At 51.1% G+C, this 14052-nt stretch carries 10 protein-coding genes; 3 read left to right on the top strand and 7 right to left on the bottom strand.

Annotated features, from left to right (window positions below):
• Positions 1 to 467 precede the first annotated feature (467 nt).
• The 5 genes from OB13_RS04845 to OB13_RS04825 form a co-directional block, all read right to left on the bottom strand.
• The gene (locus tag OB13_RS04845) at positions 468 to 2039 is read right to left on the bottom strand and encodes an NFACT RNA binding domain-containing protein (protein ID WP_461489018.1); all 1572 of its coding nucleotides are present in this window, start codon (positions 2037 to 2039) and stop codon (positions 468 to 470) included.
• 175 nt (positions 2040 to 2214) lie between these two features.
• Positions 2215 to 2976, bottom strand: coding sequence for an MBL fold metallo-hydrolase (locus tag OB13_RS04840; RefSeq protein ID WP_461489017.1), 762 nt, complete (start codon positions 2974 to 2976; stop codon positions 2215 to 2217).
• Entirely contained in the window at positions 2973 to 3248 is a 276-nt protein-coding gene (locus OB13_RS04835) for a hypothetical protein (RefSeq protein WP_461489016.1), read from the bottom strand. Before OB13_RS04835 ends, OB13_RS04840 begins: the two co-directional genes overlap by 4 nt.
• On the bottom strand, positions 3249 to 3632 hold the full coding sequence (locus OB13_RS04830; protein WP_461489015.1) for a response regulator: 384 nt from the start codon (positions 3630 to 3632) through the stop codon (positions 3249 to 3251).
• Between the two features lie 11 nt (positions 3633 to 3643).
• A complete protein-coding gene (locus tag OB13_RS04825; protein WP_461489014.1) occupies positions 3644 to 8881 on the bottom strand; it encodes a PAS domain S-box protein in 5238 nt (1745 codons plus the stop codon).
• A 253-nt stretch (positions 8882 to 9134) separates the two neighbouring features.
• On the opposite strand from OB13_RS04825, the gene miaA reads away from it, so the two are divergent.
• On the top strand, positions 9135 to 10067 hold the full coding sequence (miaA, locus tag OB13_RS04820; protein WP_461489013.1) for a tRNA (adenosine(37)-N6)-dimethylallyltransferase MiaA: 933 nt from the start codon (positions 9135 to 9137) through the stop codon (positions 10065 to 10067).
• Positions 10068 to 10178: 111 nt separating this feature from the next.
• On the opposite strand, the gene pfkA is transcribed toward miaA, so the two are convergent.
• Positions 10179 to 11150 (bottom strand): 6-phosphofructokinase, encoded by a 972-nt coding sequence (gene pfkA, locus OB13_RS04815; protein ID WP_461489012.1) that lies wholly within the window; start codon positions 11148 to 11150, stop codon positions 10179 to 10181.
• Between the two features lie 331 nt (positions 11151 to 11481).
• Here pfkA and OB13_RS04810 point away from each other — a divergent pair, with 331 nt between their 5' ends.
• A complete protein-coding gene (locus OB13_RS04810; RefSeq protein WP_461489011.1) occupies positions 11482 to 11907 on the top strand; it encodes a tellurite resistance TerB family protein in 426 nt (141 codons plus the stop codon).
• Between the two features lie 23 nt (positions 11908 to 11930).
• Positions 11931 to 12263, top strand: a complete 333-nt coding sequence (locus tag OB13_RS04805) for a hypothetical protein (RefSeq protein WP_461489010.1) — start codon at positions 11931 to 11933, stop codon at positions 12261 to 12263.
• 13 nt (positions 12264 to 12276) lie between these two features.
• Here OB13_RS04805 and OB13_RS04800 read toward each other — a convergent pair whose 3' ends face one another.
• Complete coding sequence (locus OB13_RS04800) at positions 12277 to 14037, bottom strand: SLC13 family permease (RefSeq protein WP_461489009.1); 1761 nt, start codon at positions 14035 to 14037, stop codon at positions 12277 to 12279.
• Positions 14038 to 14052 lie beyond the last annotated feature (15 nt).

The raw sequence follows: 14052 nt of genomic DNA, 5'->3' as shown, positions 1-14052 counted from the left end.
AAAAAAAGTAAGCAAAAAAGTCAAGACGCTGTTAAACTCGCTGTCCGCTCAAACACAAAATCGTCAGTTGCGCACTTGGCAGAAGCTATTGCCTTGTAGCTTCAGTTGTAAGTTAGTTTTACTATACCTGTCAGTTATACCTGCCGGCTATACTTGTTTTCATTGTCATTTCGACCAACGGGAGAAATCTGGAGTCTCATCGAAGCCATGCAAGAATCCAGGTTTCTCTGAGCTACGCTCGCCCTTTTCGACTCTCGTCTCGAGCGTGTTCGAAAGGACAGTCTTAGGGCAGAGATTGTCCCCTTGAGGGGACTATAGGGGTGTTTTACAGTTGCTATGCAACAAGAGCTATCGAACTGGAAAAACAGGCTCCCCTCCTGGGTCCTCGATAAAGATAAGGAGGGGCAGTTGGAGCCGGTAGAGCTACCGTAGTATAACTATACCTGCCAAGCTATACCTGCACCAATTTATATCTTCCGCTCAAACGGATTCTCCGGCTGTACCAACATTACTTTCTCACGCTCGACTACAACGGATCCGGGAGGAGAACCCTTCGGTTTGCGTACCCACTTTTTAGGGGTGTAGAGCACCGGACAGAGGGAGTCGCTTTTGCGTTTGCTGTAGTACGCGGCCAGTTTTGCGGCTTTCTCCAGCACGGTGGCAGGTATCACTTTTCCAGCCTGGTACTTGATCACCACATGCGAACCCGAAACGTCCTTGGCGTGTAGCCAGATATCGTCTTTGAAGGTATGGCGCTGGGTGAGCAGGTCGTTGTTCTGGGCGCTTTTGCCAACCAGAATTTTATAGCCTTCTGTTTCAAACAAGCGGAAAGGTATTTCCTGTTGCGCCTGCTGCTTTGTGGTGAGCAGGTGAGCATATTCCCGCAGGTATTCCTTGAGTTGCTTGTAGGCCTTCACCTCTTCGAGTGCCTGCAGGGCGTCTTCCAGCACAATGGCCTCTTCGAGTTTCCGTTCCAGTTTTTCTTCCAGCTGCTGCACTTCCACGTGCTGGTTTTTAGCTTTGCGGTAGAGCCGCTCTGCCTGCTTCTGGGGTGTTTCGTTGGCCTTCAGCTTGAACAGTCGGGTCTGGTCGGTATAGAAATCATAGAGGTCCACTTCCGTCGCGCGTACAGGTATGTTGGTCAGATTGGCCATCAGGATGTCAGCGGTCTGGGAGAAGGAACGGTTGTGAAGCAGGCCCTGCAGCCGCGCCTCTGTCTGCTCCAGCACAGCCTGCGTAGCCGTCTGCTTTTTGAGGAGTTGTTGCTTTGTCTGTTCTAACTGCCGCTCAAATCCTGTCTCGGTGAGGTAGCCGCGGGTAAAGGCGTTCAGGGCTTCCAGCGGATCCTGGTATACCTGTTGCACCTGGCCTGCTTCCAGCAACGAGAGGCGCGTCTTGCCCTCCAGTTTGATGAGGTAGTAGGCGATAGGGTTTTCGAGCTGCTCCAGCATGTCCTGAACCAGTTCCCATTTGACTTCGAGCGACTTAGCGCTGTAGCCCCTGGCCTCCAGGTATAGCGTAGGGATATCGCCGAAGGTAGGGTATACCTGCCGGAGGTTGCCTTCTGCTGCCGCGAAAGCTTCAAAGTTCTGCGGGATTGGCCGGTCCATCCGGAGCGGGTTGAGCTCCAGGTCGGCGCCAAACTTTTTGTGGAACAGCGCCAGTGGATCCTCCTGCTGGTAGAGCACGACATTGGAACGGTTGCCAAAGAGCTTGAAAAGCAGCAGCATATCCTGGCTCAAGCGCAGATAAAAGCTTCGCTCGTTGAGGTGTTGCACCACGTCCTGCACCACCTGCCCTTGCAGCGCATCGAACAGGTCTACGCTATTGGCGCGCGCCCTCCTGAATTCGGAAGGAAAAGACAAGGCGGAAAAGTGGGAGGTAAGCAGGGCACGGATATAAAACTCCCGCTGCGCTGAAGCGAAGCCCAGGATCAGTTCATCCTTGTTCTGGCTGAAACAGGTCCTGACTTCCAGGCCCGTAAGCAGTGGCCGGAGGTGCTCAGTCAGTTGCCGGAGAAAGTAATAGTTCTGGTGCATGGTTTAGTCTAAAAGCGAATCACGTAGCACGTATCAAGTAGCACGACTTTCTGGGAGATGGACAAACGATATTTTGACAAGAGACGGAATAGGTATAGCGTAATCGTTTCCTGAAAATCCTATGTCAAATCATCACCAAAGGCTTCGTGATACGTGTATCGTGATACGAAAGAGTTTATACCTCAATCTGCAGGCCGTCGTAGCCCAGGCGGATAAAATCGGGAAGGGTGAGTTCTACTTCGCGGTGTTGGCCCATCAGGTGGCTGATGTGGGTCAGGTAGCCGCGCTCGGGCTGCAGGTCTTCGAGTAGCTCGATGGCCTCCTGCAGTGAAAAGTGGGATATATGGGGCTCCTGGCGCAGGGCATTCAGGACGACCACTTTGGATCCTCTTACCTTCTCTTTCTCTTCCTCCGAAATTTGGTTGGCGTCGGTGATGTAGGTGAAGTCACCCACCCGGAAGCCCAGTATCGGCAGCTTGTAGTGCTTTACCCGGATAGGGGTGAAAAGCACGCCTTCGGCATAAAAAGGTGCTTCTGTGATGGGGTTGAGCGCTACCCGCGGAATGCCGGGATACTGCACGCCCGAAAAAATGTAAGCGAACTCCCGTTTGAGCTGCTCAAGCACACGTTCTTCTCCATAAACCGGCATGTCCCGGTGCTGGATAAAGTTGTAAGCCCGGATATCATCCAGGCCGGCCGTATGGTCCTTGTGCTCATGCGTAAAAACCAAAGCGTCGAGCGTACGGATACGCTCGCGCAACACCTGTTGGCGAAAGTCAGGGCCGGAGTCGATGATGATGCTTTTGCCCTCTACCTGGAGGTGCACCGATACCCGAAGTCGCTTATCCCTGTAATCCACGGAACGGCACACTTCACAGGAGCACCCGATAACGGGGACGCCTTGGGAAGTGCCCGTGCCTAAAAAAGTTACTTTCAATTGACTTTCTCCTGGTTTCGGATGTCCAGATAGAGCTGTCTGTTCTTGTCGCTCAGCAGACTCTCATCCACAGAAATGGTTCTCAGAATGTCGTAGAGGCAGTTGATCTTTCCTTCAAGGCTGAAGTATTTATTGACAACTGCTACTTTCATGTCTTTCAATACACAGTAACCCGCCTTAAAATTGCCTTTCTCGTAGCGCAGCACAAAATCCGACTCCGCAAAAATATCCTCCAGCTTGTTTAAAAATGGCCGCGTGTACTTCAGTTCCATTTACGCCTCTCCGGTGTGCTTCTTGACGGTTTGCACCAGCATGTCAAAATCAAGCGGCTTGGGCAGGTATTCGTTGATGCCAACCTGCTGGAAATCTTCCATGGTATAGTTGTTGGCATTGCCGGTTACGGCGATGATCGGAATATTGGCGATGTTCTTGTCCTGATGCGCGCGTATCTCACGTGAGCATTCCATTCCGTTCTTGATCGGAATGTTAAGGTCCATAAGGATGGCGTCGATCTTGTTGTTTTCTACCTGCTTGATCACCTCGCTGCCATTCTTGGCAGTCAGGATCTTGTAGTTTTGAAGCTCCAGAATTTTTTTTGTCAGGTTCAGGATCACAGAACTATCTTCTGCGATCAGTATGGTTTTGTTATCTGCCATAAGAATATAAGCTATATAATTATTTCTTTGTAAGCTTTACAATAGTTTTCGTACTGTTCCAATAACCTGGAGAAATTATCATCAACGCTTTCCAACTTGTCATGCTTGATGTCATGCTCCAGCTGTTTGGCGAGTTCAGCCAAAAGATTTATACCTAAAGTAAAGCCGGTTCCCTTAAGTTGATGCAATGTACTTAAAATACTTTTGTATTGTTGTGCCTCCAGTTCTTTTTTGGCTTCCTCGAGCAGTTCACGGGCTTCGTCTTCAAATTCCATGTACAGCTGCTTCGTAAAGGCCGGACCACCGATCTGGTTTAGTTGCTCCACGATCTGCTCATCGATGACAGGCTGTGCAGCAAGCGGTGTCTCCATAGGTTCGTCTGTAGAGATGGCCTGCGTTTCCTGCCGCTTCCAGTCATGCTGGTGCCAGCGGGTGATCACTTTGTGCAGATCGGAGCTCTTAACAGGCTTGGAAATGTAATCATCCATACCTTGGCTCATAAACTTCTCGGCATCTTCGCGCATGGAATAGGCCGTCATGGCAACTACCGGCGGACAGTCCGTCCCCAACTTCTCCTTGATAATGGAAGTGGCCGTTACCCCATCCATCTCCGGCATCTGGATGTCCATGAAGATCATGTTGTAGTCCTTGTTGATCGCCAGTTCAATGGCTTCGTAGCCATTCGTGGCAATATCGGTGCGGCAGCCCAGGCGCTCGAGCAGCTTGAACGCTACTTTCTGGTTGATTTGGTTGTCGTCTACAAGCAGGACATAAGGTGAAAATTCCAGTACATCCACTTCGGCGTTCTGGAGTTGCTGACGCAGCAACTGGGCTTCCACCTCATCTCCATCTGCTTTTTTGACTTTGATGGTGAACCAGAAGGTACTGCCGTTGCCTGCTGTAGACTCCACCCCGATTTCTCCTCCCAGCAGGTGCGTGAGCTCCTTCGAAATAGCCAGTCCCAGTCCGGTGCCGCCAAAGTTCTTGGTAGAGGAGTTGTCGAGCTGCGTGAAATCGGTGAAGAGTAGTTTCTGGTTTTCTTCTGTTATACCGATCCCGGAGTCTTTCACCCGAACCTGCAGTTTGTATTCTCCCGCTTTCTTCAGCGGGGTGGCATCGATGTGTATACTGACCTCCCCTTCGTTGGTGAACTTGATTGCGTTGGACGTCAGGTTGGAGAGAACCTGCAGAAAACGGGTTTCATCGGTCAGGATGTAGCGTGGGGTAGCCGGCGATATGGTATAGGTAAAGTGCAGGTCTTTCTGCTGTGCCCTGTTCGCAAACAGGGAGTGAATCTTATTCAGGGTATCGTGCAGGTCCAGGCCTGTCTCGTTCAGGACCAGCTTGCCGGCCTGCATCTTTGAAATATCAAGTATGTCATTGAGGATCGCCAACAGGGCATCCGATGATTTTCGTAGCGTATCGATGTATTCGCGCTGCTCCTCGTCGGTACTGATCTGGCTTAAGAGGTCGATCATACCAATGATGCCGTTCATAGGCGTGCGCAACTCGTGGCTCATGTTGGCCAGGAACTGGGTCTTGACCTTGAGCAGATTTTCCGCCTCTTCCTTGGCTTTGAGCAGGGCTACCTGGGTGCGTTTCAGCTCCGACACGTCGCGCAAAACTCCTTCCAGGCCAATCGGGTTACCTTCCTGGTTGTAGGTAAGCCGGGCGTCGAGCAGAACAGTTTTGATGCTGCCGTCTTTGCACACCAACTCTACTTCGAAGTCACGGATACTCTCCTGTTCCATCACTTTCTGCTTGACCACCACCCGGTCAGCCAGGTTCGCGTACAGCTTTTCGGAGGAGGTGCCGAGTATTTCTTCTTCTTTGAAGCCCAGGAGGTTGTATACGGAAGGGCTGACCAACTCTATCGTTCCATCGAAGGTGGTGCGGTAATACACGTCCTGGAAAGACTCAAAGATGCTTCGGAATTTAACCTCGCTCTGGGCCAGCGCCAGCTGTGATAATTTTTTGTCGGTTATGTCAAGGGCTATACCTGAAATCTCTTCAAAGGAACCGTCTTCCAGGTAGATCGGGTTCAGGTATACTTCGCGCCAGCTCTCCGGATGATGCAGGTGCACCTCGAAGTGCTGCGGATAGCCCTTGAATGCTTCTATATACTTATCGTGCCAGAACTCAAATGAGTTTTCATGGAAATTGACCACATTTTCATCGGTGAGACGCGAATAAAGTTGCAGTTCTTGTCCGCTGCGATTAAAGAAGGCACTGGCAAAGTTCTGGTTAAAGGAGGTCAACTCAAATTCACGGTTCAGGGACCACATGTGGTGTGTACCACTTTCAAAAATGGCATTGAGGCGGGCATTCTGGTTGTTGATTTGTTCCTCATTGCGTTTGCGCTCAATGGCCAGGGCGACCTGGTTGGAAATGAAGTGCAGGATCTCGATATCGGTATGCACGTAGGCATTCGGGTCCTGGTAATCCTGCAGCGTGATCACCCCGATGATGCGGTCGCCGATGGCCAGGGGAGAGCACAGGATCACCTCCGGTATGGCCCCGTGTATGGTGATGTTCTGCTCCTTGGCCAGTTCGATCAGCTCCGACTTCTGCATGTAGAGCGGCTTTCCGGTCTCAATGATGTACTCCGATAAGCCTACGGAAAACGGCCTGCGCAGCTGCGTCTTGGCGGCTTTGTCTACATACTGATCGACCAGGTACACGAAGTGCAAATGGCGGTGGTCGTAGTCGCACAGGGCAATGTAAATATTTCGCGTTTCAATGATCTTGCTCAGCTCGCGGTGTATAGCGCTGTAGAGTGAATTCAGGTCCTTGCTGCTGATGGCGAGGTTGGCTATACTATAGTACACTTTCTGCAGCCGTTCTGCTTTGATGCGGTCGGTGATGTCGTGCAGGATGGCCCTGGTGGCAACCGGCCGCCCATCCTGCCAACTGCAGGTGATACTACCGATCAGGTGCACCGGTTTCCCGGCCTTCGTCAGGAAAACGGTTTCCATTTTGTTGACGTTTTCGCCCTTATACAGGTTCCGAAGCTGGTAAATGAGCTTGGCCTTGTAGTAAGGATGCACAATGTCATTGAGGGTAAGCGACTCGATATCCTGGTCTGTATACCCCAGGCGGTCTTTCCAGGCTTTGTTTACAAAGATGAACTTGTTATCGATCGAAATATTTTGGATAAGGTCGTGGGCATTGTCGAAGAGGTCCTGGAGGCGTATCTTGTTGTCCTTCAGTGCCTCCATGGCAATGCGCTTGTCGGTCATGTCCTTGCCTACGCTGGTCAGGCCCACCAACTCTCCTTCAGGGCCATACTCAAACATGCAGTTCCAGCGCATGGTTTTGATCTGCCCGGATTTGGTGATCACATCCCGTTCATAATACGAGTTGAGCTGTTTCGATTCCAGTGATTTTCTGAAATCCTTCAAACGGGCCTCCCGATCCTGCTCCGGAACCAGCAATTCATAGAAATTCTGCCCGATAAGCTCTTCACGGGTATACTCTACATACTTGAGGAAGTAATCATTGGCATACGTGATGTTGGCATCTGTATCCTGGCTGTAGTAGATCAGGTTTACCTTTTCCAGGAAACTGCGGAAGTGCGCCATGGACTCTTTGGCTACCTCTTCGCGCCGACGGGCACTCTGCATCTGCTTGCGCTGGGTAATGTCCCGTTTAAACGCCAGCACATGGTACTGCCCGTCTATCATGATCCGGTTGAGGTTGAGTTCGGCGTCTACCGGTGTACCGTCTTTGCGGAGGTTTTTCCACTCCACCGTGATCGGTTCTCCTGTTGTCAGGAGCTGCTCCATCATCTGGGCCGTCTTTACAGAAGAAAGGGTGCCATCGGGCTGGTATTCAGGGGAGCAGTCAATGGGGGATTTGCCGACCAGATCCTCCCGTTTGCAACGGAAGAACTGCAGGGCTTTCTCGTTGCACTCTACCACAATGCCGTCGCGGAACAGCAGGATTGCGTCGTAGGAGGCCTCAAAAACAAGCTTGTATTTATCTTCTATGTGAGATAACTGCTGCAACAGTTCGTGTTTGGAGATATAGCCCCCTATCGCGCTGCCGATAAAGTCCAGCAGGGATACAAAAGACTGTGTGATTTTGGACTCATGACCCGGCCAGACAAGCAGCAAGGCGATCAGGCTGGAGTCGGTAGCGATCGGTACCACGGTCAGGTGATGCCCCAGCAGCTGCTCCAGCATCTGATTGATATCCTGCACAGACTTGCGCTTCTCGGTTCTCAGCAGCTGCTCTGCCTGTGCCTGGGACAAGGCGATCGTAGCCGGTAAGCTTCCGGCAGGCAGATCGCCGGCAGAGTAGGAGAGAATCACTTTCTCGGTAGCAGGGTCATAAGAATACACGGCGCCGCCCACTACATCGCTTTTCTCCCGCAGCTCATCCAGGGTGTACTTCAGTACATCTTCTCTGCTGCCCGATATTGAGAGGTTGGTGATGAGGTGATTTACAAATTCCAGCTGATGGTTCCGGAAACGAACGCTCCGCTCGGCCCCGACTGCTTCGTAGAGGTTTTTGGCAGAACCGAAGATTACGACCTCCCCCTGAAAGATGCCACGGCACAGCGATATCTCCACGGGCAGCAGTTCCTGGTCTTTTTCATGGAGCCACCACTCAAACTTCTGGGGCTCCCCCTTCAGGGTGTTCAACAACTGGTTGCGCAGGGCTACACGTTCGAAGAGGTTAAGGTCAAAATTTCGGAAAATGGATTTGCCGATCAGATTTTCTTTTTGCTGTTCTATCAGCTTCTGGCCGCTACGGTTGATGTCGATGAAGTTGCCTGCCCGGTCCAGGATAAAAAGCGGCTCCGTACTGTCATCGAACACATTGTGGTAGCTGTCGTCCGTTGCCAGGCTGGCAGGCAGGGCAGACTGCAGGGGATTAGCGATCTCGAGGCAGAGGAACGTGTGATCCTGAAACAGCACCTGCTGGCAACTGTAGGGACAGGTTCGTTGCGTTGTCAGCTGTAGTTTGCCGTGGAGTTTCTTGCTGTGCAACAGTTGTGCGGTAAAGGCCAGAAAATCGTCCTCTTCCTCCAGCCCTAACATCGGACGGAGGTTACCACCTCCCATTTTTTCGGGGTTATCGAGTAATAGGCTTCCCGCCTCCGGGTTTGTCGCCAGTACCTCGCCGCTTTGAGTAGCCACCACTAGTCCGATGCCAGCTGGTTGCAGCTGTGCCAGTACCTGTAATAAACTGTTGGCTTGTGTTGAAATACTTTCGGTTGTGTGACGGCTAGGTATAAATGGCATTTGTATGTCTTTCTAAAGTGTCTGAACCAAGGAAAAATGTACTTAGCTTCAGATTACAACTTTGTGTTGAAACCGATAATTTAATAAAAAAATGCATGCTTCGTGCACTTTGCTTCCCGTTTAACAAGAAAGGCTTTTAATTTGTGCTGATTTCTGTCGAAATTTTGTACCGGCACAAGCCGGTAAGCATTCTAATTTGCCTGCACCGGACTACATCTGCCGGCTGCTGCACATATTTTTCCAGGTTACAGGTATGGCTTCCATCAAGGGTTCTGATTTTCTGATAGTAGTGGTAGGTCCGACGGCAGTTGGCAAAACGGATCTGTGCGTCCGCATGGCCCAACATAACAAGACAGAAATCATCTCGGCAGACTCCCGGCAATTTTACAAAGAAATGACCATAGGCACGGCCAAACCTACCCAACAGGAGCAACAGGGGGTGCCCCATCACTTCATCGACTCGCATCGGATCACAGAGGAATATAATGCAGGTGCCTATGAGCAGGATGTGCTGCAGCTGCTGCAAACGCAGTTCAAGCAGCACAAAGCGGTGATTCTGACAGGTGGCTCGGGTTTGTATGTGCGGGCGGTATGCGAAGGGATGGACGAGATGCCGGAAACCGACCCGGCTATACGCGAGCAGCTGGCTGCCACTTACCAGCAGCAGGGGCTGGCTCCTTTGCTGGAGCAGTTGCAGCAGGTGGACCCGGTTTACTTTGACCGTGTCGATCAGGCCAATCCGCAGCGAGTCATCCGGGCGTTGGAGGTATGCCTTTCCAGTGGGCAGCCCTACTCCTCGTTCCGGAAGCAGGAGCAACAGGAGCGGCCTTTCCAAATCATCAAGATCGGCCTGACCCGGGACAGGGAAGAACTATACAGGCGCATTGACCAACGGATGGACCTGATGCTGGAGCAGGGGCTGCTACAGGAGGCAGAAGCACTGTACCCCTACCGGCACCACAACGCCCTTCAGACAGTAGGCTACAAAGAAATCTTTGATTACCTGGAAGGGAAGTACGACTGGGCAGAAGCAGTTCGGTTGCTCAAGCGCAACAGCCGGCGCTATGCCAAGCGCCAGCTGACCTGGTTCCACAAGTACCCCGATTATACCTGGTTTCACCCCGACCAATGGCAGGAGATCCTGGCCTTTATCGATGATCGGATGCAGGGTGAGACGCCACACTAGAGGAACTTTTGCGGAGCTATACCTGAATTTTTGAATCGGGAGGTGCACAAAAAAGGCTGGCGCGTTTCGTCACCAGCCCATCAGGAAGATTATTCAGCTTCTCTTTCCGGATTAAACCGAAAGTATATCGACCATTTTAGTAAAATTCGGGTTGATGAGTTTTTGCTTCGTAATGGTCTCTATAAATGGAGTATACACCAGTTGGCTGTTGATGATACCGGCCATTTCATTGGTACGGCCTGCCAGCAAACCTTCCACGCAGGCGATACCCAACTGGCTGGCCAGCATACGGTCGGCTGCCGTTGGAGGGCCTCCACGCTGCACGTGACCCAGTATGGTTACACGGGCATCCATGTTGGGGATAAGCTGTGACACCTTTGCCGCGATGTCTGTTGCGCTGCCTTCTTCGTCGCCTTCCGCCACAATGACGATAAACGATGTTTTGGAACGGTTCCAGCCAGCCTGCAGTGTATTGATCACATAATCGATGGAGGTATCGGTCTCCGGGATCATCACGATCTCGGCGCCTCCCCCGATGGCACAAGGTATGGCAATGTAACCGGAGTCGCGGCCCATCACTTCCACGAAAAAGACACGCTCGTGGCTATCGGCTGTATCTCTGATCTTGTCGATGGCATCCAGCGCCGTGTTCACGGCCGTGTCGTAGCCAATGGTATAATCGGTCCCATACAGGTCATTGTCGATCGTGCCGGGAGCGCCCAGGGTCGGAATGCCGTATTCTTCAAAAAAGATGTTGGCACCCGTAAAGGTTCCGTCGCCGCCGATCGCTACCAGGCCTTCTATGCCATGCTGCTGGAGTTGATCGTAGGCAGCCTGCCGGCCCTCTTTGGTCAGAAATTCCTTGCTTCTGGCCGACTTCAGGATCGTGCCGCCTTTCTGGATGATATTGCTCACGGTCAGGGACTCCATCTTGAAGATGTCGCCCTTGATCATACCATTATAGCCTCTTCTGATACCATAGATCTCAATACCATAATAAACGGCTGCTCTCACAATGGCCCGTATGCACGCGTTCATTCCCGGAGAGTCGCCCCCTGATGTAAAAACACCAATCTTCTTCATAGGAGTTAATATTTAATAATGTAATTGGCTGCTTATTTAAATTTGTTATCTTGTTGATTAGCAGCTTGTATGTTCTTTCTATACCTGAGGTTTACTTCTTTGCTCTTTTGCAACTCCCAAATTAAGAGGAAATAAAAAAAAAATACAAAACTATATCTTCCAAGATAGTAAAAACCGTATGTAAAAGCACATTTGATTGCAAGGTATAAATTAGTGCTACTATTTTCTCTTTATCTTGAGTAAAAATAGAGTAGCCAGACATATTTTTAGGCTGGCACGCCGTTATTAATTTGTTATTAGTATAGAACAGGTACAATAAAAAGGGAGCTGTATGTTTGGTTTTTTTGAAAGTGAAGAAATAAAAAAGTTAAAGAGCCACATCACAAATCTCGGGGCTTTAGCCAAAGTAGACGGTCATCTGGACCCTTCCGAAATGAATTTTATCATCTCCATCGGGCAGAAGCACGGGATGAAGGCCCAGGATGTCAGGGGGTTGATCTCGAATATGGATCGGGTAAAAACCCAGTTGCCTACCAACGACTCCGAGCGTTTTGACCAGATATACGACCTGGTGGAAATGATGCTGGCCGATGGCATTGTGGATGAAAACGAAATGGAGTTTTGTATCAACATGGCTGCCCGCCTGGGTTTCAGAAAAGCCATTGTCGGCGTACTGGTTCGGAAAATTTCGATGGGAGTGAAGGATGGGCTTACCCGCGAGGCCATCAAGCAGGAGGCGCAGGCTTTTCTAAACTAACGTAAGACGAGCTCCTGAGTACGATGAGGAATCTGCGGGTATGGAATAGTGTGGTGCTGGGAGCGTATGCCTTGTCTTTGATATTGCTGGCTTATCTTTTCTTTGCACAGGAACTGCACGTCAGCCCCTACCAGGGCAGCGGGCTTTCGGAGGACTTCATCGTCCGCTTTTCTGCTTTTTGGTTTATCAGTTTCCTGCTGACCATCATGGTATACCTGTTTAATCTCAGCCTCAATTACCTGTGGCTCCCTAAGCCCGAAAAGAACGTTGCATTTCAGGCGGGCAAGCTGATGTTCGGAGCAGGCCTGCTCGGGGCCATGATCGTCATGCTCCTGTACTCCGTTCTTTTTCCGTAATCCGATCAAATTTCTAGATTGGCCAGAAGACCGGCACCAGCAACAGGATGACCGCGATGAGCAGGATAGTCAGGGGAGAGCCTATCTTGATGAAATCCCAGAAGCGGTACTTACCGGGGCTGTACACCAGGATACAGGCTGGCTCAAAAGGCGTAACCAGGGACACGGAAGCCGCCAGCATGATGGCGATGGCGAAAGCGCGTGGATCGGCGCCTACCTCCATGGCCGCCCGCAGCGCCACCGGTATGATAACAAGAGCTGCAGCCGCATTGGACATGGGTTGGGTCAATATGACCGTGAGCAAGACAAAGCCTGCCAGTATACCTAATTTGCCACCGATGGGGCCCATTATATCCACAATGCCGTGCGCCAGAAAGTCTGCCGCTCCTGAATTTTCCATAGCCGTACCAAAAGCCGTCATTCCTCCGATCAGTATCAACAGGCGCCAGTCAATGGCGCTGTAAGCCTTCTCGGTACTGATGCAGCGCAACAAAATGCTCACGACCGCTGCCAACAAGAATGCAATGGAAAGCGGCAACAACTCCATAGTACCCGCGATAATGGCCAATACAAAGCAGCAGATGGCAATGATGCCTTTGCGTTTTTTGTAAAGCAAAGGCTCAAACTCATCCAGAATAGCAATGTGGTTGGAACTACGCACCTGCTCAAAGCGCTGGGGAGCACCTTGTACCAACAGTACGTCTCCCATTTTGAGTGCGATGCTCCCGATCTTGCTGCGCAGGCTTTCGCCGTGGCGGGACACGGCCAGCACCACCAGGCCAAAACGCCGGAGAAATTCGGCCTCCTTTACGGTGCGGTTAATCAGGTTCGACTGCCGGGTGATCATCACCTCGGCCAGCCGGATGTTTTCTGTTTCCAGGTCTTTTTCTGCCAGCACATCTGCCATGATCTCGATCCCTTTTGTCTCTTTCACCTTCATCAGGTCACCTAGGTCCCCTTCAACCAGCAGGATATCGCTCTCATGGATACGTGTCCGGAAGTCGGGGAGGAAGTTTTCTTTGCCCCGAATGATGTTGAGCATGCGTAGGTTGAGCGAAGTAAGATCCGAAGCAAAAACCAGCTGGCCTATCAGGGGTGAATCGGGCATGACCACCACTTCGGTTAGGTACTTCTGCAGCTTGTACTCTTCGGCCAGTTGCTGGTCGGTGTGGTCAGGAAGCATGCGTTGCCCGATGGTCATCATATAAGCAACACCTACTAAGAAGATAATAAGGCCAATACCTGAAATTTCGAACAGACCAATCGGCTCTAAACCTGCCTTGGCGATATAACCGCTTACCGCTACGTTGGTAGAGGTACCGATCAGGGTACAGGTGCCACCCAGTATGGCGGCGTAGGCCAGGGGCATCAGAATTTTAGAAGCACTTCTGTTAATTCGTTTGGAAAGACCAACCAGCGGCGTAACGAACATAGCGGTCACGGTGGTGTTGTTCATGAAGGCCGAAACAACTCCTGTCACCAGCATCACCATCAGCAGCATGAGGTTATTGCTTCGCTTTGCCAGCCGCACCAGGCTCACGATGGCAAAATCCAGGATACCGGTTTCTTCCAGGGCGGCACTGAGTATAAAGATCGATGCGATAATGATGATAAAATCGCTGCTGAATCCGGCAAAGGCTTCTTCGGGTGTGATGATACGCAGGCCGGCCAGAATGATGAGCATGAGCAGCGTCACGAGCTCAATCGATATTTTCTCGGTGGCAAAAAGCACCACCGCAATTAATAGTAGGGTTAGCACTATGGCTATTTCCATAAAGCACGGCTTATT

This window comes from Pontibacter sp. HJ8, assembly GCF_054824225.1.
The sequence above is the reverse complement of the archived record's forward strand: the minus strand, read 5'-3'. Positions and strand labels throughout refer to the sequence as shown.

What these genes read in the sequence shown, in the direction of transcription:
- pfkA (WP_461489012.1), bottom strand. Translation starts at nt 11,150, where the DNA reads ATGAAGAAGATTGGTGTTTTTACATCAGGGGGCGACTCTCCGGGAATG.
- OB13_RS04805 (WP_461489010.1), top strand. Translation starts at nt 11,931, where the DNA reads ATGAGGAATCTGCGGGTATGGAATAGTGTGGTGCTGGGAGCGTATGCC.
- OB13_RS04800 (WP_461489009.1), bottom strand. Translation starts at nt 14,037, where the DNA reads ATGGAAATAGCCATAGTGCTAACCCTACTATTAATTGCGGTGGTGCTT.
- OB13_RS04845 (WP_461489018.1), bottom strand. Translation starts at nt 2,039, where the DNA reads ATGCACCAGAACTATTACTTTCTCCGGCAACTGACTGAGCACCTCCGG.
- OB13_RS04830 (WP_461489015.1), bottom strand. Translation starts at nt 3,632, where the DNA reads ATGGCAGATAACAAAACCATACTGATCGCAGAAGATAGTTCTGTGATC.
- OB13_RS04825 (WP_461489014.1), bottom strand. Translation starts at nt 8,881, where the DNA reads ATGCCATTTATACCTAGCCGTCACACAACCGAAAGTATTTCAACACAA.
- miaA (WP_461489013.1), top strand. Translation starts at nt 9,135, where the DNA reads ATGGCTTCCATCAAGGGTTCTGATTTTCTGATAGTAGTGGTAGGTCCG.
- OB13_RS04835 (WP_461489016.1), bottom strand. Translation starts at nt 3,248, where the DNA reads ATGGAACTGAAGTACACGCGGCCATTTTTAAACAAGCTGGAGGATATT.
- OB13_RS04810 (WP_461489011.1), top strand. Translation starts at nt 11,482, where the DNA reads ATGTTTGGTTTTTTTGAAAGTGAAGAAATAAAAAAGTTAAAGAGCCAC.